Below are 24,489 nucleotides of genomic sequence, written 5' to 3' on the forward strand. Positions count from 1 at the left end.
TTTAAGAGGCAATTTACTGAAAGTGTAAGTCCAATTATTATCATCGGATAAAACAGTTCTGTTAACTTCTACACCATCACCTAATAAAATAACAGTAATATTCTTAGGCCTGAAACCATCTTGATTATCAGCATCATCCCAAACTTTAGTAACATTAACCTCAGTTTCACCAGGAATGTGAGTGTTAATAATTACAAAACTACCGTTTTCTCCAGTAATTTCTACAGTATAATATGTAACATTAAACTCTTGAATAGTATAATTAATCACAGTACCATTACTTTTAAGAGGCAATTTACTGAAAGTGTAAGTCCAATTATTATCATCGGATAAAACAGTTCTGTTAACTTCTACACCATCACTCAGTATCATTCCATTTTTTAGTAACATTAACCTCAGTTAACAAAGGAACGTGAGTGTTATTAATCACAAAAGTATAATTTGCAACCTTATCAATCACAACAGTATAATTTGTAACATTAAACTCATCAATGGTATACTCAATCACAGTACCATTATTATTTACAGGCAACTTAACAAAGGTGTAAGTCCAATTATTATCCTCAGACAAAACAGTCCTGTTAACTTCAACACCATCACCTAATAAAATAACAGTAATATTAGCAGGTCTGAAACCATCTTGGTTATCAGCATCATCCCAAACCTTAGTAACATTAACCTCAGTTTCAAGAGGAACATGAGTGTTATTAATTATAAAATTATAATTATTTCTGGTAATAGCAACCTTATAACCAGTAACATTAAACTCTTTAATCTCATAGGTAATATTTTTATATTCTAGAGTACTGACTGGTAAACTATGGAAAGTGTAAGTCCAATTATTAGCATCAGATAAAACAGTTCTGTTAATTTCATTTTCATCAGCTAATAATACAACGGTAACATTCTTAGGTCTGATACCATCTTGGTCGTCAGCATCATCCCAAATTTTTGTAACATTTATATCAATTAGCGGCAATACAACAACAGTTGCATCATCCCAAACAACGGTATCATTCTCATTACAGGTAGCATTAGCAACATTAGTCCAATTACCAACCTCTAAAGCTACAGCAGTGATAGTAAATAGATAAGAATCGCCAACATTCAACTGATCAATGACTAAAATACCAGAGCCCCTATTGTAAGCGGTATCATTACAACCGGTTACTCTGAATTGAGATGGAACAACATCATTAACAATGACATCAGTAGCATTGAAAGGACCATTATTGGTTATATTAATAGTAAATACAACAGTGTCATTGACATAAACAGGACTTTGATCAACAGTTTTATTGATTGTTAGATTTAATCCTTCAACACCAAATATTGCAGTGAAATTGTATGCTGCAGTATAATATGGAGTTTCGAGATAAGTACCGATAATTTCATAGAATCCAACATCCAATCCTGTTAAGTTAAGCTTAATTGTACCGTCAATGTCAGTTCTTATATAACTATCATTAAGAACTTCACCGGTGAGAGTATTTCTTACGGTGTAATAAATTACTTGGTTGTTTTCCTTATCATCTTCATATAAGTCTTCCCCGTCGTTACTGTTTTCCCATCCGTAAACAGGAACCACATCATAATCAGGGGTTGTCTTAATATATTCTGTACCATTATGATAGAACAGATACGAAATATTGTTTACAGTAATATTACTGCTTCGTGCATGGTCATGAATAGCATTAGCAATATTGTCTCCTCCAATATGGCTGATGGTAATAATCATTTCATCACCAGGTTCAAATTTGGTTTTATCCGGAGGATAAATATCTAACAAATGAGTTGCAGCCTGATTGTCGAAGAAATCTGAATCTTCAATATGCAAGGATGAATTTTCTACATAAATTGCTGAACCGTTGATAGCGGTGTTATTTACGAAATAACCTTGAATATTCGCATTTTGAGAGTCGGATATATGGAAAGCTCCTCCTTCACCTATATTGTCCTCAAGACTATCACCAGTAGCATGGTTATTAGTGAAAGTAGAGTTTTGAACTATCAAATTGTTAGCTCCTAGAAGTTGAGCGAATCCACCGTTTAAAGCGTTGTTATTGTCAGCATATATGTCATCGAAATAGGTATTAGTACCGTCGACATATAAAGCTCCACCGTTATCTTTAGCAAAGTTGTTTGAAATATTATTGCTGGTGAAATTTGTATTGTCACCGGAAATATATATCGCACCACCTGAATTGTCAGTGTCTCTTACCTCATTAGGTAGAGCTGTGTTGTTTATGATGGTGTTATTGAAGAATTTTGCATTGCTTCCATCAATGGACATAGCACCACCTACTGGAGCGGTATTGTATGCAAATAAACTGTCTTCAACAAGAGTGTTTTCACCAATAACATATATTGAACCACCCTCTGAATCAGCAGTGTTATTTTTTGAAGTAATATTACTAAATACAGCATTATCACCAATAATATGGAATCCAGCACCTAAACCTGAAGTTTCAGGATCACCATTACATACTGCAGTGTTATAGCTAGCTTCTGAATCAGTGATTTGAGTATTTGCACCTTCTACATAAGCACCTGCACCATTTTCAGCAGTGTTATTGAAAAAGTTTGAATTGGTAATTTTTGTATTTGCACCTTCGATGTATACTGTACCATTGACTGCAGAGTTACCAGTTAAGGTTGAATTTTCAACAATAGTGCCTGAACCATGAATGTACATAGCAGCACCATTATTTGAAGCAGTATTGTTCTCAAAGACTGTATTTATGATTTTGGTATTATTACCATACACAAAAACAGCACCTGCATTACCTTTAGGATACTGAGGGCCAACTTGGGTATTAGAATGATCTTGACCATCAACTCTTGCCTGATTATTTATGAAGGTACAATTCTCAATAGTCATATTATTCCCTTCAATATTATAACCCCAGAATGCATCATGTTGATACTTGATTCCACCAACCATAATAGCAGCACCTTCTCCACCGGTGTTATTGATGAAGTCAGAGTTTCTTATAATTACATTGTTGTGGCTTATTCCAAGTGCACCACCATATTCGGCTGTTGATGTACAATTAATAAACTTACAGTTATCAATCACTTGAGGGTCTGTAATATAATCATCCCCTTGGTGACTGCTTTCACCGGTGTAATTTCCATGTATATAAACTGCGAACCATCGAGAAGTAACATTGATAAAATTACAATCAATTAAACTACTTGCAACGCGTCCGCCACCACCTTGATATTCGTCTGAAATACAGAAAGCACCACCGTGATTAGCAGAGCTTGTATTAATAAAGTTACATCCAACAAGTTTAGCACCGAAGAGTACACCTAACTGACCGGAACCGTCGTTCATTTGATTATTACCACCACCGGTATAAGTTTGTTTACAGTTGGTAAAATTACAGTTAGTTAGAACTACTGGATTACCATGACTACCCGGAGTATTCGCCTCGTGACATCCATATATGAAAAAAAGATGCTCACGGGACTCAAGATTATTAAAAACAACATTTGTCAAAGACCCACTGTTGAAACTAAACATTCTCCCATTAGGAGCCCTTAAGTTTTCAAAAGTAACGTCCACTAAATTATAACCAGAATTAATAGTATAATATCCATTTTCTTGAGTACCAGCGAAGGTCATTGAACCAACTGTAGCCATTACACCATCACCATCACGGTATCCTCCAACAATCCTAATATTCCGAATAGTCACATTCTGATTTCGAGGGGCAGTTAAAGTACCTGAATCTCTATAGGTGTGACCGTCAAGATAGAGTACATCTCCAGGTTGAAGTTGTGCGATTCGATTCATTAACTGTTGTGTAGTAGCACCGTCATTCATGTGGTATTCAGCGCCCAGCACAGGCTCATCATTACTAGCACCAAGAAGTTCTGAATCTTTCTCAGCACCTAAAACTATTAAACTATTATTATCTATTTCTAAATCATTAACCGCACCAAGAATATTATTACCATTCTCAGCACCAAGAATCTCTAAATCATTCCCAGCACCTAAAACTATTAAACTATTATTATCTATTTCTAAATCATTAACCGCACCAAGAATATTTTTACCATTCTCAGCACCAATTATATTATCATCATTATTTATTTCTACATCATTACTAGAACGCAATAAATTTGTTTCATTATTATAATCATCTATTTCAATTTCATCATCTATTTCACTGTCCGTACCCAATGAATTATAATCTGCTTCATCGATAGAATCCACAGCCAAAGTGTTTGAAGTTCCCCTGATTGGACTTGCATCAGACATTGATAGAGTATTTAGTTCGCCCGTGTTTTGATCGTATGTTACATTTTCACTTGCCACCACAAATGAAATCGAAAATATCGTTAAAAATAGTATTAAAGTTAAAAACATACATCGCTTGAAACGCATAATATTCTCCTTTTCTAAACTTAATACCGTTTAACTTTAATTCTAATGAAAACTTTTTGCCTTTTAATAATAAGAAATAATGGAAAAAAATCTGCGAAATTAATACAATAAATACTAAAATTATAGCACTATCGTTTTAATTTAACCAGCCGAAAAACTTTGCCTCAATAAATATACAAATACTAAAAAAAACTACGAAATACAATAAATTAATATTAAATCAGCGCTATCGTTAAGTTTAACCAAGTGAAAACATTTGTCATTAAATAATATACAATATAATAGAAAAAAATTTCGGAATAATACAATAAAATACAATAGGCACTTTAAAGTATCAATTGATATATTGATTTTTAACATATATAAATCTTTATATATCTTAGAAGGATGTAAAATAAATTAAACTCAAAAAAAGCGATAAAAAAAGCATGATAATAAATAAAATAAAATATAACTACAAGCAGCCACTGAAAAACATTAGATCCCTAATGATTTAAAGTAACTGGTTTGACTGATGCCTAGACCTATATGCGAATATAGCAAATAGTTATATTTAAATTACTTATTATCGCTTATGCAATTACTTCCTATTTAATATGCTTGGACCTAATTAAATAGAAAGCCCGAATGCTATTTTTTTTCTAGGTTAGCTCCTATAATTTGAATCATGATTGCTCATGATTTAAGCTTGGTTAAAGCTTTCGACAGTCCCTAAATTTAAGTAGGAATCTATCTAATTCCGATTTTTTTTTCAAATATTTAATACTATTTTAACAAATTTTTCATTAACATACATGCTCTAATTATATCTGCTATAATCCAAACATATATGCAATTTAATTTATGATAAATGTTCAATATAAAGTTTACTATGTTATTTTGTTTTTATTCAATGAAACAAAAAATATGTGAATATAATATTTTACAAAACGAAATAAATTAAACTAAAACATTGAAATAAAGAATTTTTTTAAAAAAAAATGTAATAAAAATTTTACATCAGATATTAAAATTGTATAAAATATTTTACATTAAATGAATAAATTAAATTTTTTCATGAATTACTGCAATCCAAAAAAATTATAAAACTTAATTTTTATTTAATATAATATTACATATATAATAAATATGAGTACATTAGAAAAGATGAAAGTCCTAACAGATTCTGCACAATATGATCTGTGCGACTATGTCAGCCACAACAAAAGTTCACAGGTCAACTTGCCCGGAATATATGAAGCGATAGGTCATAATGGATGTAAAATTCCTCTTTTCAAAACATTATTAACAAACAAATGTAAAAACGATTGCAAATATTGCATTAACCAATCTAGACGAAACTTTACAAGACTTGAACTATCACCTGAAGAACTTGCCCGCGCGTTTCTTGGATATTACAATAGAGGTCTTGTCAATGGACTGTTTTTAAGTTCAGGAATTTCAGGCGATGTGGACTCTACCATGGAAAAACAAATAGAAACTGTTCATCTACTGAGAAACAAATATGGCTACGATGATTATATCCACCTAAAAGTTGTGCCTGGTGCAAGCAAGGATTCAATAAAAAGAGCAATGGCACTGGCAAATAGAGTCAGTATCAATATTGAAGCTGCAACACCGTCCGGTCTTGCGGAACTGTCATCTACTAAAGACTACAATAAAGACATATTGAAAAGGCTATCCTGGATAAACAGTCTGCAGAATAAAAGCACAACATATCCAAATTCTACTCATACTACACAGCTTATTGTCGGTGCAAACAATGAAAGTGACAGAGAAATATTGAGTAGAATGGAAAAAATTTACAAAAAATCAGATTTAAAAAGGACATATTTCTCAGCATTTACACCTATTGAAGAGACAGAATTTTCAAATAAGAAGGCATGTTCAACAGATAGAACTGCAAAGCTATATAATGCTGACAGTTTACTAAATGATTATCATTATAGCATTAAAGAGTTAGTTTTTGATGAAGATGATAAGTTGTCACTTGAGCAGGATCCAAAGATTTTAGCTGCAAAAAATATGGATATATTTCCAGTAGAAATAAACAGTGCCCCCTTTGTAGAACTTATTAGAGTTCCAGGAATCGGTGTAAAATCTGCACGTGAAATAATTTCTATTAGGAAAAAAAAGCCATTCTCAAATAAGGAGCAACTCAGAAAATTAGGGGTTGTAGTCGATAGAGCTGAACCATATATAAAAATAAGTGGAGAATATCAGACCACATTTGATTTTTAAGTTTATTACCAAAGTATTTGATGAATAAATCAATTTTTATTAATTTAAATCATCGAAAAAATAAGTAGAATAATATAAAAATTTTCGTATACAATATATTAAAGATAAAATATATTGTCTACTAGTTCAAGTGTAAATAATAATTAAGAAATTTAGTAATCATCAAACAATGCCCATATTTCAGGGTATTTTTTAGCAACTGCCTCTTCAATTAAAAGGGATGCCTCTTTTGAAATACTAAATTCAGGTTCTGTTTTTCTCAAATATCTGAAAACGGCAGAAGACCTTGAAGACCATAAAGTAATCCTAGGATTCTTATCAACAATTGCCTTAACTTCCTCTACATGTTCCTTTTGGATTTTGAGTTCTTGTGATGATGGTATATTTTTTTCGCCGCTTTTATCGCTATGTAAGTCTTCGGATTCGATAGAATCCACTTGTACCTCCTCTTCTTGGACAGACTCCTCAGTGATATCGCTTGCAGTGGAATTCGAATTATCTTCTTGATCATTTTCTTCCTCGATTTTTTCAAAAATATTTTTCTCTTCTTCATTAGATTTATCTTCTTCTACTGGCATATCTTCTTTTTCATTTAACAAATCTTCAAGAGATTGAGTAGAATTACTGTCAAAATCTTCATTATAATAATCTGGAATTAATGAATCTAATCCTTTTCCAAGACCCTTTCTAGCCATTATTTACCTCCCATACTCCTTTCTAAATTTCTCTTAACCGTTTTAAATTGGCTTTTTCCTTGTACATCTATACTTTTCCTTGCTTCATTCAACTGGACATTTTCATCCCTTTGAATTATTTCCCTGGCTAATTTCAAATAAGCTTTTGTACCTGTACTTTCAGGGTCATAAATTAAGCAAGGTTTTCCGAAACTAGGAGCTTCAGCTAATCTAATATTTCTTGGAATGATAGTTTTAAACAATAAATTTGATTCGCCAAAATAGCTTTTCAGTTCTTTATGAACATCTTTACTAAGTCTAGTTCTCTTATCAAATAGAGTAAGGAGAATTCCTTTAATTGGAGTGGGGCTTCTAAGCCTTTTTTCAACCAATTTAATAGTATTGATCAAATCAGCTACCCCTTCTAAAGCATAATACTCAGCTTGAATAGGTATTAAAACACTATCTGAAGCTACTAATGCATTGACTGTTATGACTCCTAATGAAGGAGGTAGATCTATGAAGATGTAATCAAATAATGGGACAACATCTTTAAGAGTTTCTTTAAGGATAATATGATAGTTTTCACGTCTAGAAAGCTCCATTCCGGCACCACTAAGGGATATATTACTTGGGATAATAAATAAATTTTTAATAAACGTAGGAATTGTTGCTTTTTTAACATTTATATCCCCAATAATGGCATCGTATATTGTATTTTCTATTTTAGTCTTATCAATCCCAAAACTAGTTGTGGCATTAGCTTGAGGATCCATATCAACCACCAAAACAGATTTTCCCATTACGGCCAGAGATGTTGCAGTATTAACAACAGTGGTTGTCTTCCCACAACCCCCTTTTTGATTCATCACGGCTATTACTTCACTCATTTAAAGAATTCTCCTATTTCTGATAAGTTTTAAGTTATCAGTTATGATGTATAACTTAAAATTTAAAGGGTTTAAAGAATAACTTGTAAGTTATCCAGTATAAGTTAAAAGGATTAAGTTAAATCTTTTATGTTAAAACTTAAAGGAGATAACTTATCAGTTTTAACTTCTAAGGGATAGGAATTAAGTTTTAAGTTAAAACATCCAAGTTATAAAAAATAAGTTTTAAGAAATAACTTATCATAACTAACTTTTAACAAATAAGTTATATTTTATAACTTCTCTCTTATAAAGTATTTGTTTTCACAAATAAGTTATTAGTTATTTGTTAATAGTTATAAGTTATAACAAATAAAAAAATAATAAGTTATAAGTTATAACAATAAAAAATTAAAAAAAATAAAGAAGGAAATTATTTTGCATTCTGCAAAGTTCCTTCAAAATAACTGGAGTAACCTTTCAAGTCTAACATTCCATGACCGGAGAAATTCATGACAATAGTCTTTTCTTCACCAGTTTCTTTACATTTCAATGCTTCATCGATAGTAGCTCTGATTGCATGAGTAGTTTCAGGAGCAGGAAGAATACCTTCTGTACGGGCAAAAGTAATACCTGCTTCAAAGCAATCTCTTTGGTGAACCGCTCTAGGATCAATATATCCTTCTTTAGTCAAAAGGGAAACGATAGGTGACATTCCATGGTATCTTAATCCTCCAGCATGAACGGATGGAGCAACAAAATCATGACCTAAGGTAAACATCTTAAGCATTGGTGTAAATCCGTTGGAATCTCCAAAGTCATAATCATAAGTACCTTCTGTAAGTGTTGGACAGGCAGTAGGTTCAACTGCAACAAATTGGGTATCGGAGTTGCCATCAATCTTGTCTTTAATAAATGGGAATAAAGATCCGGCAAAATTACTTCCACCGCCTGCACATGCAATCATTATATCAGGAGTTTCTTCAGCAATCTCCAATTGAGTTTTTAATTCTTGACCAATGATGGTTTGGTGGAGCATTACATGATTCAAAACGCTTCCTAAGGAATATTTTACTTCATCATTTTCCAAAGCCTCTTCCATAGCTTCAGAAATAGCTACACCTAAAGAACCAGGATGGTCAGGATTATTAGCTAAAATTTCACGGCCGACCTTGGTATTTTCACTAGGGGAAGCATAAACATTTCCATCATAAATATTCATGATGTTCTTCCTGTCAGGTTTCTGATTAAAAGATACTTTAACCATGTAAACGGTACATTCCAAATCAAGCAAATTACATGCAAGTGATAAAGCAGTACCCCATTGGCCTGCACCGGTTTCAGTAGTCAATCGTTCAACACCTTCTTTTTTAGCAAAATATGCTTGAGGAATAGCTGAATTCAACTTGTGGGAACCGGTTGGAGAAGTGTCTTCCCTTTTAAAGTAGATTTTGGCCGGAGTATTTAAATATTCTTCAAGTCTGTTAGCCCTAACCAATGGAGTAGGTCTTCCCATTTCCATATATAGGTTTCTAACTTCCTCTGGAATTTTAATATAACGGTCGCTAGCGAATTCTTGTTCCAAACCAGCTTTTGTAAACGCAAGTTGTAATGCTGCAATTTGATCTTTTCCTTCACTATTCTTAGGAGCCGGAAGCTCGCAAGGCAAATCGGCAAGCATATTGTACCATTGCTTTGGCACTTCATCTGATGATAATTCAATTTTATAAGTCATAATAATAGATTATATAATGTACTATTTAAAGCTTTTTTGTACAAAAATGTACTATTAAATATATTAATAATATAAAAAACAATCTAAAAACATGAGAATATTAGCTATAGATGTGGGAACTGGAACCCAGGACATAATGATTTGTGATACTGAAAAGGAACTGGAAAACTCAATGAAAGTAGTTCTGCCTTCACCTCACTTATATATCTCACAACAAATAAGAGAAATCGAAAACGATATCTATTTCGATGGAGAAATAATGGGTGGAGGAAAAATTAAAAAAAGCATCCAGAAACACATGGAAAAAGGATATAATGTTGTAATGGAGCCGACTTGCGCAAAGACAATACGCGATAATTTAGAGCAGGTCAAGGCCATTGGAATTGAAATCGCTGACGATACAAAAGAATATAAAGATTACAGCAAAATAACACTGGGTGATATTAATATTACAAAATTATCCGAATTTTTATTGGGCTACGACTTAGAATTCGATTTTGATAAAATCGCAATTGCAGTTCAGGACCACGGATACAATGAAAATATGGGGGACAGGGACTTCAGATTTGAAAAAATCAGAGAAAAGGTATCCGAACCTATTTCACCATTGGAATTTGGATTTAAGGAAGATGTGCCAGAATACTTTACAAGGATGCAGGCCGTAAGAAGGCAGGTTGAAAGGGAAGGAATTGAAGAGCTGCCTTTAGTGATGGATACCAAGTTTGCTTCAATAGCTGGAATGTGCTATGATGAAGTGGCAATGAAACTTAATAGCTTCATTGTCATTGACATAGGAAATGGCCACACCACAGCGGCATCAATAGAAGACGGTAAAATTCAAGGAGTATTTGAACATCATACTTCAAGCTTGACAGGTGAATCCCTTGAAAGATACATTAAAAGATTGGCTTCAGGTGAAATAACACACGAAGAGGTTCATGAGGACTTCGGGCATGGCGCTCATGTATTAAATCCTATTTCCGAAATAGAAAAGGTCATTGTAAGCGGACCAAAAAGAGAGTTGATTGAAAAGACAAATCTAGATTGGCATCATGCGGCCCCAGGAGGGGATGTCATGATGACTGGAACTATCGGTTTAATCAAAACTGCTTTGGGATAGATAATCATGTTAAAAATGGATTCCCATATTCATAGTGAATATTCACCAGACTCAAATTCTAAAATCGATGATATTCTAGAAACTGCAAAAAACAGAAACATCGACATAATAGCTATCAGCGATCACAATACAGTAGATGGAACAAGTGAAGTTTTGAAAAAAACTAGGAATACAGATATACTTGCCATTCCATCTATAGAGATTTCTTCCACCCATGGCCATATCCTTGGATTTGGGTGTGAGGAAAATATACCTCGTGACTTATCACCTCAAGATACTATCGATAGAATTCATGATTTAGGTGGGCTTGCAATTATACCACATCCATACTGCTTTTACCGACATGGACTGTTATGCAAAAGTGACTATAACGACCTGAAAATTGATGCAATCGAAACAAAAAATGCAAGATTCATTGTCGGATACTGCAACCGCAAAGCTAAAAATTTGTCAAAAAAGGAAAACCTGCCGGCTCTTGGTGCAAGCGATGCGCACTATTGGAAATTCGTCGGAGACTGCTATAGCCTAATTGACACAGAAAAAGATATTGACAGTGTATTAAAAGCAATAAAAAAAGGTAAGGTAAAAGCCGAAGGAAAAGGAACATCAAATATTTTACTTTCAAAATATTTATTTGAAAGAAATTTTCTAAAGAAATTATATTAAAAAGAGTTTAATCACTCTTTTCAATTAAAATTTCTATAATAGATACATTTGTTTTTTCATGGTTATAGTTTTCAATTTCTTCAGTAGAAATTTGAATATCTGTAACATCTGAATCAGGAACAAACCTATTTCTTACGATTTCGGCAGCATCAACTGCACGACTAATAGCTTTTCCTCTTGCACGAAGAACAACACTATCAGAACCTTCATTGAACTGAGTAACGACAGCCAAAACATAATTCATTACGGGTTTACTTCCAACAAAAATTGTATTATTCTCCATTATAATTCACCATATAAATATTTGTGATTGATGTATATAAAATTTTACATTTTGAATATATAAATTTTAAACAGTGATAGAAAATAAATGAAAAATATACAAAAGCTATATAAATAAAAAATTTTTTTTTTAACACATAGGGTTTATAATCAAAATTAATAAAAAAAAAATATAAAAAAATTAAAAAAAAATTAAAAAATTAATTAAATTGACCTTCGAATTAATAATAATTTATTGATAGAATCTAAAACTGCCAAAATACTGGCCATCACAATATCCTGATTGATTGATCTGCCTGTGGATTTGTTTCCGTCAGGGTCTGAACATATTACAAATACATCGGCCAAAGCATCTGTACCTCCGTTGATAGCTTCCAGATTATATTCTTCAAGTTCTATATTAAGAGTATCCTGAATTAAAGTACCGATAGCATTCAAAGCCGCATCAACAGGACCTACACCAGTGCTTGCAGTTTCCTTTTCAATGCCGTCAATTTCCAATTTGACTGTTGCTGTAGGTGAAACATTAGCACCCATGGAAATGCTCAATCCCTTAATGACAATTGGAGTTTCACGGGCGGAAGCAAGCTCAGTGATAGCAATAGCTACCAAATCATCATCAGTGACACATTTTCCGCTATCGCCTAAAGACTTGATTTCGTCGAAAACCTTGCAAAATTGATCCTCATTTAAATCAATATGATACTCTTTTAATTTAGACTTTAAAGCATTGGCTCCAGTATGTTTTCCCAAAACAATACGACGTGAATGACCAACCATTTCAGGAGACATCGGCTCATATGTTGAAGCGTTGTTTAAAATCCCATGAACATGAATTCCTGATTCGTGAGCGAATGCATTATCGCCAACAATCGGCTTATTTACAGGCATTTTTACCCCGGTCAGACGACCAACCAGATTTGACAGGCTGTATAGCCTTGTGGTATCAAGGCCTAAATCAACACCATAAGCGGTTTTAAGAGTCATGACCAATTCTTCAAGGGAACAATTACCTGTCCTTTCACCCAAACCATTGACAGTAACATGAGCTTGATTAGCACCACATTCAATAGCTGTCAATGTGTTTGCAGTAGCTAAACCGAAATCATTGTGGAAATGAACGCTTATAGGAGTTTTGAAATTGTTTTTGATATCAGTTATCAATTCGCGAGTCACAATAGGTGTCAATATGCCAACAGTGTCGGGAACATCAAGGAAGTCAACCCCGGCATCAACAACCTCATTAAATACTTCAAACAGATAATCCCTTTCAGTTCTGGTTGCATCTTCTGCTGAAAACTCAACGGTCAAACCGTGGTCTTTTGCATATTCAACTGATTCTACAGCGCCTTGAATGATTTCCTCTTTAGACTTTTTAAGCTTATAATCGCGATGCAATGGGGAAGTTCCTATAAAGGTATGAATATATTCTAAATCAGCGTCAAGAACTGCATCAATGTCCCTTTTTAATGAACGGGCCAAACCTACAAGTGTAGAATCCAAATCTCTATCTTTAATTTTTTTTGCAGATTCTATTTCACCTTTTGATGAAGCGGGAAAACCTACTTCAATCTTATCGACACCCAAATTGTTAAGCTTTTGAGCAATCTGAATTTTTTCATCTACTGTCAGAGCAACACCTGGAGTCTGTTCGCCGTCCCTTAATGTTGTGTCGAAAATATAAATTTTTTCAGCAAGATTCATATTTTCACTTTTTAAAATGTCAATGTCTGTAGTCATCGCAATACTCCCCAATAATAATTAAAATATAAAGTTATAAGTATAATAAATTTATTGAAAAAAATAAGAAAAGTAGAAATTATTTTCTACCTTTCAGTTTTCTTACAGCAAAAATAGCCAGAATAACAACAACTATTAGAATAGCCAAGGAATAGAAAAACTGAATTGGAGTAGGACCTTCATTCTTTTCTATGTTCAATGAGTAAACTTGACCTGAATCATCTCCAAACAATAAGCTATCTCCATTTATTGCAGGTGAAGATGTAATAGCTGAGTTAAACAATATTGTGCCCGGATTATAGACAAACTCTTCCAAACCTGTGTACTTATTCAAGACATATAAATTGCCGTTGTTGGACCCGAAAACAACGAGATTGTCTTTTAATGCTGCAGTGGACCGGATCTTATCTCCTGTAGGATGGCTCCATTTGACAGTGCCGTCACGAACATCCAGACAGGTCATGTTTCCCTCATCTGAGCCTATATAAACGCTGTTGTCATGTTTATCAAGGGTCGGTGATGAAATTACCTTATCGTTCAAATCAACTTTCCATTTCAAATCGCCGTTTGACTTGTCAAGGCAGTATACATTGCCGTCAGTTGAACCTACAATAACGCTTTTGTTGACATATGTCGGTGAGGATAATATTTCATCCCCTGTTGTAAATTCCCAATTCTTCTCCTTGTCTGTACCTATAGAATAGATTTTGGAATTGGTTGAACCAATATAGATTGTATCATCCACTACAATAGGTGATGATTTGAGCTCGCCGTCCAGCTTTTTGTTGAAAGTGACCTTTCCATCATCATCAAGGCCGTACAAATGTCCGTCATCGCTTCCAAAGTAAACAATATCGTCGTAGAAGAATGGAGTTGAAGCTACATTATTGCAGTCATAGTCCCATACAAGGTCATGGTTGTTGATATTGATTGCCTTAAGGCCATCTTCACATCCGATATACAGCCTGTTCTTATGAATTATCGGTGATGAATTTGTTGGTGACTTCAAATCAAAATCCCATTCTTCCTCACCTGTTTCCATGTCAATAGCTTTTAAAATTCCATCCTGTGAAACTACATAAACATGATCCTTGTAAATGGCTGGAGATGAGTGAACGGGAGACCCCATATTAAATGTCCATAAATTAGTTACAAAATCCGAACTTTCATCCCTATAAGCATTATGATTAACATCCCCTGCAAATGAATTCCAATTTTCAGCTGCAATCGGAGATAAACACAAAATAAAAATAATTAACCCTATCAATAATTTTTTATACATATCCATAACCTCCTACACATCCCTATTAAATCGTTTTACACCAACGATAAAGAACAATACAGTAAATCCTAATAAAATAACTAAATCAAACCATACATCTCCTAAAGTTTGACCTTTAAGCATTACTCCCCTCATAGCATCATTCAAATAAGTAAGCGGGAAAATGTAAGCTAATTTTTGTAAGATCCAAGGCATTGTTTCAATTGGATAAAATACTCCTGATACAAACATCATAGGCATTGAAAACGGAAGGGATATTTGAGCATAATCCTCTTGAGTCTGTGTTCTTGCCGAAAGCATTATTCCAAAACCGACAAAGCACAATGCACCAATGACTAAAACTATGAATGTCTGTAGGAATCCACCTTTAATACTGACATTGAATAATAGAACCGCCATGAAAATCAGTATCAACGCTCTGACCAATTCGATTAGAAGTTTGGCTGCAATCTTACCGCCAATGACCGTTGAGACAGATGTAGGTGTCATGAACAATCTTGCAAGCTCACCGGTTTCCCTTTCTCCTGCAATAGTAGCGCCCATACCCATCATACAGCTCATCATGATGGTCATTCCTAAAATAGCCGGGACCAAAAAGTCAATGTATTTAATATTTCCATAAATTCTGTTTATATGCAAGCTTATATCATCCTTGAAATTGTTTAGGGAATGTGAAATGCTTGGCTCAATGTCGGCATCCTTTGTAGACACGCTTGTCTGTGCCGCAACCATATTGGACAGCCTATAAAATATTCCTTGAGTTGAAGATTCAAGAATTTGTGCCGCCATTTGATCGGAAGAATCAAGGTAAAGGGTCACTCCCTTCTGATGAGAGGAATCGTCATCATAATCCGATGGGAGAATTATGGCTGCCTTAACTTCAGCATTGTCAACACGCTCTTTTCCCTCATCCAAATCATCAATGACTTCAACGACATGATAGGTTTCTGTTGATTTAATTGTATCAAGTGTTAAATCAGTCAAATCACCATGAGACTGAGAAACAACGACAATCGGCAAATCTGTCATTTCACCACCCATACCATAACCGAAAAGTAAAATCATGATTATTGGAAATGCAAGAATGGAAACCAATCTTGCAGGGTGCCTTTTAAGGGAAATCAATTCCTTCTTAATCATCCACCAAAATTTTTTAGGCTCTATCATCTTCACTCACCTTTGAAGTTGATTTTATAAATACATCTTCCAGAGAAGGCTCTTCTGTATAAATTGATTTGATGATTCCTCCGGAAGAAATAATTTTATTCAAAACATTTTGAACAGCCATATCATCAAAACCATCAATTCTCAAATTAATACGACCATTGCGGGCAATTTCAATACTTTTAACATCACTAGACCTTTTTATGGAATCAATAATAGCTTCATCCTGCTCTTTCAAAAGAATTGACATCTTTTTTAAACTTAGATTGCTAAAATCGTCATTAACCTGCATGGAATCTTCATTTTCATTTGAAATTGTACTTAAAGCCTCGCTAAATTCCTGTTTATTGCTTTCCAAAAGAGCATCCTTAAGGCCTTGAGGAGTATCATATGCAACCAAATTACCGGTATTAATGATTCCAACATTATCACAAAGCATATCCACTTCATGCATATCATGAGAGCATAAAACGATAGTATGGCCATCATCATTCAGCTCCCTAATCAAATCCCATAGAGTGCGCTTTGTAGTTGGATCAAGGCCTATGGTAGGCTCATCCAAAAACAAGATATCCGGCTTATGAACTAGGCTGGCTACAAGAGACGCCTTTTGCTTTTGACCGCCGGAAAGTTGCCCCACCCTTTTATCCTTAGCATATTTGATGTCAACAAGTTCCATCAAATCTTCAATTCTGGAATCTCTCTCTTCAACAGGAACACCGTAGTAGTCTGCACACAATTGTGAGTTTTCCATGACTGTCAAATCCTTATACAGGCTTACTTGCTGAGGAACCATTCCTAAAAGCTTTCGAACCTCATCGGGATTTTTTTGAACATCATATCCTCCAACGACAGCTTGACCAGAAGTAGGCTGTATCAAACAAGTGAGCATCTTAATGGTGGTTGTTTTGCCCGCTCCATTTGGGCCCAACATTCCAAAAATAGTCTTGTTTGGAATCTCCAAGTTAAGAGAATTGACGGCAGTAAAATTATTATTGTAAATTTTAGTCAGATTTTTCGTTTCTATCGCGTTTTTCATGGTTAATTTCAACTCCTGCCATGTCTTTGTAAAACATCAACCATGAAGGATTATTCACTATATAATTCATCACATTACGAAGATTATCCAATATTAACAATCCCTCATCAGTTATGGTATAATATTTCACCCTTTTGTTGTTTTCATTAATTTGCCATTCTCCAATGATTAACCCTTTATCTTCCATTTTTCTCAAAATCGGATAGACTTTACTGGATGTGTTTTTTATTTCACAGTTAACATTATCAAAATCAAAAAACTCATCTAATTTTTTCATGATTCCATAACCATGAATTTTTTCTTTTGAAATAATCCATAGAATCAGATTTCGAGTTAAACCATTGAAAAAATGCTTTAAAATCTTTTTTTCATCTCCATCAAAAGTCATTTCATCAGTCATATTTCACCATATGTCAAAATTTGATATATATAAACATTTATTATATTAAGCATCCTAATATATAAACATGAAATTAGGTTTTACAACACTGGCTTTATTCATGCAACCCAACAATGACATCATCAATTTAGCTAAAAAACACGGATTTGAAATAATAGAGATTCTTGGTGAAGGCCCTTTCTTTGAAAAAGATAATATGGAATTCAAGGACTGCGGACTTGATATGAGAATTCATGCAGCAACAGTGGACATTAACATCGCTAGTTTAAACAAAGGAATAAGGGCTGAAAGTGTAAAACAGATGATTCAATGCGGTCAATATGCAGAAACAATAAATGCAAATACAATTACTGTGCATCCCGGAATCATTGGCCGAAATGAACCTCACCTTAGAAAATGGGCACTTGAAATAGCTGTTGAAAGCATTGGGGAAATAATTGACAATACCAATGTTGAAATTTCAGTTGAAAATATGCCTGTCAGGGGAAAATTTTTAGGAAATACAGTTGAAGAGATTGAAATGATTCAGGAGGCAACAGGCTGCAGCTTGACTATTGATACCGGCCATGGGAACACTTGCGGCAATTTAGAAGATATGTTAAGTTTAAAAAACATCAGTTATTGTCATCTAAATGATAATGATGGTGTTAAAGATCAACACATTACCTTAGGTGAAGGTACACTTGATTTAAGCCTGTTAAAGAAGATTGATACAGCAATCATTGAATTAAACAACTTTGACAACATTCTAAAGAGTAAAGAGGTTATTGATAACTTATAATTTATTATTTTTTTATAAGTTATTAATTATAAGTTATAAGTTATAAGTTAAAACTTCAAAAAAAATAATTTAGAAGTCAATTTCAGTGACTTCAAAAATGTCTTCAATGATGTAATCTGTCTTATCCATCATCTTAGGAGATACTTCTTCCTGCTGTTCAATTGTCAGAACACTGATATCGGCTTTTTTGAATGCTAATATGTCATTTAATCCATCTCCAACCATCATGACCTTATAGCCGCCTTCCTTTAAAATGGAAACAACTTCGCATTTTCCTCTTGTAGAAACGGTTCCATAAGCATTGTCTTCAGGAACATCAAGCATATTGGCCAATCTATTGATTGCACCTTTCCTATCGCCTGATGCTATAAAAATTTCAATTCCTCGTGATTTTAATATTTCAACAGTTTCAAATACTTTAGGGAAGAATTTACCTGCTGATGTAATTGTGTATGCAACTACACCCAAATCCATGTCCACAATTAAAGCGGATCCGTTGCACAATTCCATATGGGGAATCTTTTCCCTTAAAATATCAAATCCGTCAGTAATATCTGAAACTTTTGTATGTTTTTCAGCATTGAGAATATCCTTAACTTCAGCTTTTGAGACCTGTTTGGTTGAAAAGCTTATGTCAAAATCAATGTTATATTCTTTAATAACGTCTGAAATTAAAGTGTTTGGATCTAATTCTTGAAGTTTATTTGTATTGAATTGCAGAACTACCAAAGCAAGGGAATCAGCTGCTTCAATCAAATCCAGGGAGTTGATGTCTGTGAATATATTGCCATTTATAACATCTTTTATGACCCTAAATCTTTCTATTAATGTTCCGGAGTTATCAAATACAACAGCTTTTTTCATGATTAATTATTAGTAAAAAAATTATATTTAAAAGTATTTAAAAAAAACAACTTTATAAACCTTAAAAAATAGAATATTAATATTATAATTTACGATTATTATAGGTGTTTTAATGAACGTTATTGAAAAGTTAAACTCCATTAAAAGTGGAGAAATGACAGCTAAAGAAAATCTTGAAGGCTTCATTAAAGTTATTGATGAGAATAACGAAACCATTAATGCATTCATTGAATTAAACTATGAAAATGCATTAAAGCAAGCGGAAGCTATCGATGAAAAGATAGCTAAAGGCGAAGAAGTAGGCGCTTTGGCTGGATTAGTATTTGGTATAAAAGCAAACATTAATGTTGAAGATTTGATTATTTCAGCAGCTTCCAAAACCTTAGAAGACTACATCGGAAGCTATAATGCAACTGTTGTCAATGAAATATTAGCTGAAGACGGTATAATCATCGGTATTCTGAATATGGATGAATTTGCAGCAGGAAGCTCAACAGAAACATCATACTATGGACCTACCCAAAACCCTAAGGCAATGGGCAGAATTCCTGGAGGTTCATCCGGTGGATGTGCAGCAGCTGTAGCGGCTGAAATGTGTGACATTGCAATCGGATCCGATACCGGTGGTTCAATCAGAAACCCAGCTTCACATTGTGGAGTTGTCGGATTTAAGCCAACTTACGGTGCCGTTTCAAGACAAGGACTTTTAGACTTATCCATGAGTCTAGACCAAATCGGACCATTAGCTAATGATGTAAGCGGAATAGCTTTAGCATTAAACACAATTGCAAATTACGATGAAACCGAATGTACTACCTTAGACTGGGATAAACCTGACTTTACTGAATTATTAGATGAAACATCCCTAGAAGGTATGAAAATAGCAGTATGTAAAGAGTTCATCGAAGTTACTGATGAAGAAATCAACAAGACTGTCAATAAAGCTATCAATAAATTAGTTGATGCGGGTGCTGAGCTTGTTGAGGTAAGCTTTGATTATATCGATTTATGCTTGCCAACATACTACCTAATCAACTATGTGGAATTCTTCTCCGCAACCAGAAAATATGATGGAAGGGACTACGGTTCCAGAATCGAAGAAGTATGCGGTGACGAAGTACTTAGAAGAATCAAAATAGGTTCTCACATTGCGGAAGCTGAATTCAGTGGTAAATACTACAAGCAAGCATTAAAAGCAAGATCAGTAATCAGGGCTGAAATCACATCAATGCTTGAAAACGTTGACTTGATTGTAGGACCTACCGTGCCAAAACTTCCTCACGAAATTGGTGCTGAACTTGAACCGATGGAAATGTATGCTTACGATATCCTAACCGTAATAGCTAACCTCGCAGGTATTCCAGCGGCAAGCATTCCTGCCGGTGAAGTCGACGGCATTCCTGTAGGATTGCAAATCCAAGCTAAACCATTGGATGATGAAAAAATTATTAAAGCTATGAGTGTTTTCGAAAACACTCAATAAACTTCTTTTTTAACAACCCCCAACAATAATAGGATAACTTTTTTTTATTGAACTAGTAGTTCCAACATGATTTTTTCTATGAAAATTGATTAAATAATATCATCATTATTGTACTAAAATAAACAAAAAAGATTTTAAAATTATTTATTTAGAATTTAAACAATTATTAACTTGTTTTATTAAAAAATAAGATGCAAGTGAGTACTTACATTCGAAAAACTTTATATACAGTCCTTTACAGACTAATTAGTAGGTGGGAATAGTTAAATCAAACCCACATAATATGCAATGAAATACGTTCTCCATTTTAAATCAACCTGAAGGTTATTTATTATAACCTTCTTTATTTCCTATATCTCAAATTTTAATTTTTTCAACAACTGTTTTTTAATGACTTCACAACACCAATTTCAATCACCCTTTTCATTTATTTACACTTGAAATGTACCTCTAAAATTTAATATAAAATAAGAACAATAGATTATACAAGAGGTTATTTATATGACAAGAATTGGACTTGCTTATATCAGTGGAGCCGTTCCTGGATTCGAAGATTTTGGAAATCTTCCAACAGACATCGTTAAAGAAAACGGGCTTGTTGATGGTTTGAAAGCTTCAGAAGAACTTGACGCATTAATAATCCCTGGCGGAACACTGATCGAATCAAATGATATTAACATGGACTTAAATACCGAAATCAAAAGGATGGCCCGTGACGGAAAGCCAATTATCGGAATCTGTGCAGGATTTCAACTTCTATCAAATCAGATAGATATCGGTAGAAAATCCCCGGTGCCTATTGTGAAGGAGGGCCTTGGTCTAATAGATGTTGACTTTTCACCATTGATTACAAGTGACCGTGTTAAAGCGAAAGTATTCGACAACTCCTTTTTAGTAAAAAACCAGACCGAAGATGTGGACGGATTCCATACACACACCTACGGTAAAGTTGAAGGAGATGCAAAGCCCTTGTTCTATTCTAAAGTCCAAAGAATGAATTACGGTGACGTCAACAAGGAGGCTGAATACAACATATTTTCAGGCGCATGCAATGACGACGGGAACGTAATCGGTACCATGATTCATGGCATATTGGATGAAAATCCTATTCTTGTAGAAAATCTATTTGAAAAGATAGATGCAACAGACATCGATGAAATATACAATAGAAACCTCAAAGTCAAGGAATTCCTTCAGAGTGAAGTTGGAATAAACACCAACATTAATGTTCCAAAATTAGAAAACAAACCTCAAAAGCCGAAATACTTAATGATTGGAAGTAACGGATCAGATTCCGGCAAAACTTTCATCATGACAGGCCTTGCAGGTGCAATAAGAAAAAGAGGATATAAGGTTGCACTTCTCAAAGTTGGCCCTGATGTACGTGACATTATACCTGGACTATATCTGACAAAAGGAAAAATGGAAGACTTCGCATCCGTGAAAATTGGACATTTGGGCTGGGCCGATATAGAATCTACAATAGCAAAGCTCAATTCATCAGACTATGATATTGTTTTGATTGAAGGCGTCATGAGTGTGTTTACAGGTCTTTTAAATGAAAAGGTTCCATTTTCAGCAGCTGAAATCGCAATGTCATCAAAAATCCCAATGATATTGGCTTCAGGTGTCAATAAAGGAGGAATAGAATCAGCTGCAATCGATTTGGTTTCACATGCGAATATGCTTGAAAAATTCGGAATACCTGTAGAAGCTATACTTCTCAACAAAGTCTACAATGATGACATATTCAACCAAGTAGTGCCTTATATCAAAAACAATACTAATGTTGAAAAAGTATTGAAGCTACCTAAATTAAAGTCTGCGGATATGAGAGGATTTATTCCTGAAGTTGAAATAAGATATGAATTGTTCACAAGCCATGCAATGGATCTGATTGAAAACAATTTAGACGTTGATGAAATTATTGAGATGACCCGTGAAGTTGAATTCGATAAAATCTACACATTTGATGAAATAAAAAGCAAGGTGATTTAATGGCACTTAACTTAAGCCCTGAACCGGGCGTAAAGCTTACAAAAAAGGATAGGGCACATTTATTGAAAAAAATGAAGCAAGGGTGGAAAGCCACTTGTCTGATTCCAGATTATGTCTTTGATGAAAACGGCGATATCCAAATCAATTCCGATAAAAACCGCCGCCTAGTGAAAGTTGTCAGAATCCAAGATGATGGAATCCACATAGAAAAGGCATTGAAAACTAAGACATTGAGAATAAGATGGGATAAAATAGCTTCAATAGGTAATTCAAAAGAAGTTAAAGATGCTTTAGAAATAAAAATGAAAGATGGTAAGTATGTTGCTTTCGGAATTTATAATTCCTATAAAATAAAGCAAAATACCAAATTCATTGCAGATTACATTGCAAATAAATGCAATGAGAGGAATTAAATTTATTCCTCTAAATATTTATTAATGATGTCTTCGCCTTTAAGCAAGACCAATCCATTTTCTTCGGCGTATTTGCGAGCGTCGGCAACTGAAGTAGCCTGTCCGGTTTCACCGTCCATCATTTCACAAACTACACAAACAGGAGTAACGCCAGCCATTTCACATAAAGCAAGACCTATTTCTGTGTGTCCTTGTCTATTTTTAACAAGACCATCCGCACCTCTTAAAAGACATACGTGTCCAGGTGATCTAAAGGTAGCCCCGAATTCATCAAATCTTTCTTCTTTCATCATTTTAGCCATTTCACTAATGGTCATTGCTCTGTCATGGTCTGTTACACCAGTGAATGATTTTCTGTGGTTGGTCCAAACAGAAAATGAAGACCTTTCATCATATGGAATATCAGTTGGTGCAAGTTTAGCTAATTCAGGATATTTTTCTGATGCCGCTTCCATAATATCTACCATAAACGGCAAATGAATTGCATCACAAAAATCAGCGTGCAAACAATTGCAAATTAATCCACCTGCATCATTCCTCATGGTTGCAATGGATTTAGGGGTTACAAACTCGGAAGCGATAATCATGTCAACTTCCCCTTCCCTATCATCATCATCAAAAACGAGTACAAACTCACCATTTCTAATAGCTTCTAAAGCTTCATCTAAATTTGTTTCTTGATTCATAGTAATTTCTCCTTATAATACTAGAACCAGGGCTAAAAATAACTAAAATACTTATTTTCTTCTCTTCCATCCGGACTATCACCGTCGGTTTTGGAATCTCACCAAATCAACACTTTTTGTGCTCGTGGACTTATTTTTACAAAATCACCACCGGTGGAGAATTTCACTCCGCCCCGAGAACGCATTATCAAATATATTTATCATGTATAAAATACTTTGTGGTATTTCCACTTAAAAATTAAAAAATAATTAGAATTCTAGGGATACAATATCCCCATCTTTTAAATTCATTTGATCCCTTAATTTATTCTCTGCAATGAACTCAAGATAATTTTCCTCATGAGTGGTCTTTGCAGGAAAAACTATGGCACCATTAATCTCATCACACAATTTAGCCGGTATATACTTTACGGCTCCAAAACCCTCATCAGGCTTAATCAAATTTTGACAATTATTCTTAATCTCATTTATTTCATCCAGATAATCATCACTGACAACAACATTTAATGTTCCTGGGAATGGAACAAAACCCAAATTCCTTTCAAACTCGAGAGAGTAAAACTCCTGTGATAGGAAATAAGCCGCTTTTCCCAAACCGGTTGTAACTTCACCATTAATTTTCATGAAATAACCTCTAATTAAAATCGATATTAGTC

20 protein-coding genes, 1 pseudogene and 1 riboswitch are annotated in these 24,489 nt (G+C 34.1%); of the genes and pseudogenes, 7 read left to right on the forward strand and 14 right to left on the reverse strand.

The genetic code is table 11. The features are described from left to right. Together QZU81_RS06850 and QZU81_RS06855 are read right to left on the reverse strand one after the other, a co-directional pair. Nucleotides 1–390, reverse strand: a 390-nt coding sequence (locus QZU81_RS06850; protein WP_295590632.1) for a Cna B-type domain-containing protein, incomplete at its 3' end; no start/stop codon positions are given. Continuing rightward, the gene (locus tag QZU81_RS06855; RefSeq protein ID WP_295590635.1) at nucleotides 359–4,327 is read right to left on the reverse strand and encodes a Cna B-type domain-containing protein; all 3,969 of its coding nucleotides are present in this window, start codon (nucleotides 4,325–4,327) and stop codon (nucleotides 359–361) included. The genes QZU81_RS06855 and QZU81_RS06850, both read right to left, overlap by 32 nt. Nucleotides 4,328–5,524: 1,197 nt before the next feature. On the opposite strand from QZU81_RS06855, the gene QZU81_RS06860 reads away from it, so the two are divergent. Beyond that, complete coding sequence (locus tag QZU81_RS06860; protein ID WP_295590638.1) at nucleotides 5,525–6,637, forward strand: radical SAM protein; 1,113 nt, start codon at nucleotides 5,525–5,527, stop codon at nucleotides 6,635–6,637. A 152-nt stretch (nucleotides 6,638–6,789) separates the two neighbouring features. On the opposite strand, the gene QZU81_RS06865 is transcribed toward QZU81_RS06860, so the two are convergent. The 3 genes and pseudogenes from QZU81_RS06865 to QZU81_RS06875 all read right to left on the reverse strand — a co-directional run bounded on the left by QZU81_RS06865 (nucleotide 6,790) and on the right by QZU81_RS06875 (nucleotide 9,915). Next, the gene (locus tag QZU81_RS06865) at nucleotides 6,790–7,332 is read right to left on the reverse strand and encodes an AAA family ATPase (RefSeq protein WP_295590641.1); all 543 of its coding nucleotides are present in this window, start codon (nucleotides 7,330–7,332) and stop codon (nucleotides 6,790–6,792) included. A 104-nt stretch (nucleotides 7,333–7,436) separates the two neighbouring features. After that, a pseudogene (locus QZU81_RS06870) lies at nucleotides 7,437–8,201 on the reverse strand (ParA family protein); the annotation flags it as partial. A 412-nt stretch (nucleotides 8,202–8,613) separates the two neighbouring features. Then, a complete protein-coding gene (locus QZU81_RS06875; RefSeq protein WP_292851298.1) occupies nucleotides 8,614–9,915 on the reverse strand; it encodes a TrpB-like pyridoxal phosphate-dependent enzyme in 1,302 nt (433 codons plus the stop codon). 91 nt (nucleotides 9,916–10,006) lie between these two features. On the opposite strand from QZU81_RS06875, the gene QZU81_RS06880 reads away from it, so the two are divergent. Together QZU81_RS06880 and QZU81_RS06885 are read left to right on the forward strand one after the other, a co-directional pair. Beyond that, nucleotides 10,007–11,035, forward strand: coding sequence for a DUF1786 domain-containing protein (locus QZU81_RS06880; protein ID WP_295590645.1), 1,029 nt, complete (start codon nucleotides 10,007–10,009; stop codon nucleotides 11,033–11,035). Nucleotides 11,036–11,041: 6 nt separating this feature from the next. After that, nucleotides 11,042–11,701 (forward strand): PHP domain-containing protein, encoded by a 660-nt coding sequence (locus tag QZU81_RS06885; protein ID WP_295590647.1) that lies wholly within the window; start codon nucleotides 11,042–11,044, stop codon nucleotides 11,699–11,701. A 7-nt stretch (nucleotides 11,702–11,708) separates the two neighbouring features. Here QZU81_RS06885 and albA read toward each other — a convergent pair whose 3' ends face one another. The 6 genes from albA to QZU81_RS06915 all read right to left on the reverse strand — a co-directional run bounded on the left by albA (nucleotide 11,709) and on the right by QZU81_RS06915 (nucleotide 17,608). Then, a complete protein-coding gene (gene albA, locus QZU81_RS06890; RefSeq protein WP_295590649.1) occupies nucleotides 11,709–11,984 on the reverse strand; it encodes a DNA-binding protein Alba in 276 nt (91 codons plus the stop codon). Nucleotides 11,985–12,187: 203 nt separating this feature from the next. Beyond that, nucleotides 12,188–13,723 (reverse strand): 2-isopropylmalate synthase, encoded by a 1,536-nt coding sequence (locus QZU81_RS06895; protein WP_295590651.1) that lies wholly within the window; start codon nucleotides 13,721–13,723, stop codon nucleotides 12,188–12,190. 79 nt (nucleotides 13,724–13,802) lie between these two features. After that, a complete protein-coding gene (locus QZU81_RS06900) occupies nucleotides 13,803–15,005 on the reverse strand; it encodes a PQQ-binding-like beta-propeller repeat protein (RefSeq protein ID WP_295590653.1) in 1,203 nt (400 codons plus the stop codon). Nucleotides 15,006–15,017: 12 nt separating this feature from the next. Then, entirely contained in the window at nucleotides 15,018–16,172 is a 1,155-nt protein-coding gene (locus tag QZU81_RS06905; protein WP_295590656.1) for an ABC transporter permease, read from the reverse strand. Further along, complete coding sequence (locus tag QZU81_RS06910; RefSeq protein WP_295590657.1) at nucleotides 16,159–17,208, reverse strand: ATP-binding cassette domain-containing protein; 1,050 nt, start codon at nucleotides 17,206–17,208, stop codon at nucleotides 16,159–16,161. Before QZU81_RS06910 ends, QZU81_RS06905 begins: the two co-directional genes overlap by 14 nt. Continuing rightward, on the reverse strand, nucleotides 17,174–17,608 hold the full coding sequence (locus QZU81_RS06915; RefSeq protein WP_295590660.1) for a PadR family transcriptional regulator: 435 nt from the start codon (nucleotides 17,606–17,608) through the stop codon (nucleotides 17,174–17,176). Before QZU81_RS06915 ends, QZU81_RS06910 begins: the two co-directional genes overlap by 35 nt. Nucleotides 17,609–17,675: 67 nt before the next feature. Between QZU81_RS06915 and QZU81_RS06920 the strand changes: the two genes are divergently transcribed. Then, nucleotides 17,676–18,389: a sugar phosphate isomerase/epimerase family protein gene (locus QZU81_RS06920; RefSeq protein WP_342764267.1), complete on the forward strand. Its 714-nt coding sequence runs from the start codon at nucleotides 17,676–17,678 to the stop codon at nucleotides 18,387–18,389. Between the two features lie 69 nt (nucleotides 18,390–18,458). Here QZU81_RS06920 and QZU81_RS06925 read toward each other — a convergent pair whose 3' ends face one another. Further along, a complete protein-coding gene (locus QZU81_RS06925) occupies nucleotides 18,459–19,253 on the reverse strand; it encodes an HAD family hydrolase (protein WP_295590664.1) in 795 nt (264 codons plus the stop codon). Between the two features lie 112 nt (nucleotides 19,254–19,365). Between QZU81_RS06925 and gatA the strand changes: the two genes are divergently transcribed. The 3 genes from gatA (at nucleotide 19,366) to QZU81_RS06940 (ending at nucleotide 23,147) form a co-directional block, all read left to right on the forward strand. Next, complete coding sequence (gene gatA, locus QZU81_RS06930; protein WP_295590666.1) at nucleotides 19,366–20,736, forward strand: Asp-tRNA(Asn)/Glu-tRNA(Gln) amidotransferase subunit GatA; 1,371 nt, start codon at nucleotides 19,366–19,368, stop codon at nucleotides 20,734–20,736. A 501-nt stretch (nucleotides 20,737–21,237) separates the two neighbouring features. Further along, nucleotides 21,238–22,734, forward strand: coding sequence for a DJ-1/PfpI family protein (locus QZU81_RS06935; protein ID WP_295590669.1), 1,497 nt, complete (start codon nucleotides 21,238–21,240; stop codon nucleotides 22,732–22,734). After that, nucleotides 22,734–23,147: a hypothetical protein gene (locus QZU81_RS06940; protein ID WP_295590671.1), complete on the forward strand. Its 414-nt coding sequence runs from the start codon at nucleotides 22,734–22,736 to the stop codon at nucleotides 23,145–23,147. The genes QZU81_RS06935 and QZU81_RS06940 overlap by 1 nt, the downstream gene beginning before the upstream one ends. Nucleotides 23,148–23,149: 2 nt before the next feature. Here the strand turns inward: QZU81_RS06940 and ribB are convergent, their stop codons facing one another. Both ribB and QZU81_RS06950 read right to left on the reverse strand, forming a co-directional pair. Then, nucleotides 23,150–23,833: a 3,4-dihydroxy-2-butanone-4-phosphate synthase gene (gene ribB, locus QZU81_RS06945; RefSeq protein WP_295590675.1), complete on the reverse strand. Its 684-nt coding sequence runs from the start codon at nucleotides 23,831–23,833 to the stop codon at nucleotides 23,150–23,152. Nucleotides 23,834–23,887: 54 nt separating this feature from the next. Further along, a riboswitch (FMN riboswitch) is annotated at nucleotides 23,888–24,018 on the reverse strand. 64 nt (nucleotides 24,019–24,082) lie between these two features. Beyond that, entirely contained in the window at nucleotides 24,083–24,457 is a 375-nt protein-coding gene (locus QZU81_RS06950; RefSeq protein ID WP_295590678.1) for a DUF120 domain-containing protein, read from the reverse strand. Nucleotides 24,458–24,489: the final 32 nt, after the last annotated feature.

It is taken from the genome of uncultured Methanobrevibacter sp. (assembly GCF_902770715.1).
In the GTDB taxonomy this organism is placed as follows: Archaea; Methanobacteriota; Methanobacteria; order Methanobacteriales; family Methanobacteriaceae; genus Methanocatella.